The sequence below is a fragment of the Candidatus Obscuribacterales bacterium genome, from assembly GCA_036703605.1.
In the GTDB taxonomy this organism is placed as follows: Bacteria; Cyanobacteriota; Cyanobacteriia; order RECH01; family RECH01; genus RECH01.
The window spans coordinates 1-2,149 of the sequence record DATNRH010000718.1 but is presented as its reverse complement, the minus strand read 5'-3'; the positions used below and the strand labels follow the sequence as shown (position 1 = coordinate 2,149).

Annotated in this window: 1 protein-coding gene; it reads left to right on the top strand. The window is 49.2% G+C overall.

All coding sequences use genetic code 11. The features are described 5' to 3' along the window. The first annotated feature begins 698 nt into the window (after nt 1-698). Nucleotides 699-1,520: a tetratricopeptide repeat protein gene (locus V6D20_15095; GenBank protein ID HEY9817106.1), complete on the top strand. Its 822-nt coding sequence runs from the start codon at nt 699-701 to the stop codon at nt 1,518-1,520. Nucleotides 1,521-2,149 lie beyond the last annotated feature (629 nt).

Here is a 2,149-nt window from a genome sequence, read left to right as displayed (position 1 = left end):
GATCTCCGAGCTACCATCGAGTCTTATACTCATCTGGCATAGAGTGGGGCTACCAGACCCAACTGCCTTAGCATTCTATAGCGATCGCCCGTTGCTTGGCCTAGCACCGTTACAAAACGCAGAAGCCCTACTGCGGTCACCCAGATTTCAACTCGCATCTGGGGAGCGATCGGCAATGTCTCATCCATCCCATGATTGCCCGGCAAGCAGAGAACTCTCCCCCCTACAACCCTTTGCCAGTATGAGGCTACGATGAAACTTCATCAAAATCCTTCACCAAGACTTCACATATTCACAAGTCGTTAAAAAAGTTCAGAGAATTTACGGAGACGCCTCAACGCCTAAGGTTTACCTATGAAATTCGAGATTTGATGCCTCAAACCAACAGGGGATCAAATGTATAGACCCATGGGCCAGATCCTAAAACTGTCCTTTGAAGGATCAGGATGAATTTTAGCCCAATTAGCGCTGAATATAGTTCCGTAGTTTCAACCTCACATTTCTCCCTCAGACAAATTATTAAGTGACATAAGGGTGTGTGTATCAAACCGATGAGTACCTGACATTGATAAAAGCAAGTGTTCCTTACGTCGGCAGCCTACCGTGAACATCTAAGCACGCTGACCTAAGTGCATGTCATCAGATTCAGGTTTCTCGTGATCGTGACTCTGTCGAGTTGTACACACTGTGAGGATACGATGAAAGCTTATTTCTCTGGAGGTCACTGGGACAAAGTTGGAGCGTTTGTGGATCAATCGCCCGTCTCTCCAGCCACCCAGTCTAGAACCGCACCACTACGATTAGTCCACCGAGTTCATCGTCGTTGGCGGCCAGCCCAGTCTTCGTCCTATCCTGCGGCGAAGCTACGACGCACTGCCCCGCAGCTCTTTCCTGCCCTAGATGAGCAAGACAACGCTGCTCTGCGCCAGTTTGCCCTGTCAGAGGCGCGGAATGGACAATATGAAACCGCCATTGCATCGTTTGATATTTTACTTGATCACAACCCTCTAAGTGCTGTGGACTACAACAACCGAGGGTTAGTATATTTTCAAATGGGTCAACCCAGCAGAGCGATCGCTGATTACAACCGCGCTCTGTCTCTTAATCCTAATTTAGATAGTGCTTACAACAATCGCGCCAACTACCACGCTGCCCGTGGAGAAGTGCTGGAAGCCATCCTAGACTACGATTTATCCATTGAGCTCAACCCAACCAATATCCGCGCTTGGATCAACCAAGGCATCACCTTCCGCGATATGGGGATGTATGAACATGCGCTAGAAAACTTCGATGTAGCGCTGCACCTAGTGGAGCCGGGTAGCTGCCTACAGGGGCATGTCTATGCAGAACGGGGGCGGGTTCAGCACTTGAATGGTGACTGGAACTGCGCGGTGGCGGACTACAACAAGGCGATCGCCTATTTGCCTCAGCCTATCCCACCGTTTAACACCACCTCAATTCGCTTGCGGGTTCAAGTTGAAGTATGGCTTGATGATCTACTATCACCTTTGCAGTCCTAGTTCCTCGTTAGCGACGGCTAGCACCGTCTCCAGCCTTGTAACTGAGCGATCGCTTTTCTGTGACCTGGGAGAGCGATCGCTGTTCACGACTATCCCCTAAGTACCTTAAGGATCAAAAAGTCTCAAAGCACCACCACAGTAGATAAACTCCAACCATCGAGTGCAAGCGGGTTGTTATGCTGCTTTCGCCGACACGACATTCAGGAAACTCCAACGTCAACCACTTCTCCTGGAGCAACTGTATTCAAAATACTACGGGTAGCTGGCCTTAGAGGAAGTAAGTCAGAAAGTTTGTTGCTGGATGCTACAAGAACAACAACAGCCACTCCAGCCTGCTGTAAATTCTGCTGATAACGCAAATTTTGATCTGTAGTCAGGAGAATTGTGAAGCCCTCCTGACTCATAAGCTTCAGCAATTCACCGTTCTTTCTCCCTGACTATCCCATCTCAACAACTGTGCATACCTCGTAATCGGCAAGCTCACGCTTTAACGGGCGTGGGGCACACTCATCAAGCAGGATTCGCATAGGCTGTCAACATTTCTTTTGCTAGTTCCAGGGCGGCGATCGCCTGTTCTCGACTGACACTAGGGAAATGGTCTAGAAATACCTCTAATGAATCACCGGCCT

Coding starts and splice junctions, on each gene's coding strand:
- V6D20_15095 (HEY9817106.1), top strand. CDS start 699: ATGAAAGCTTATTTCTCTGGAGGTCACTGGGACAAAGTTGGAGCGTTT.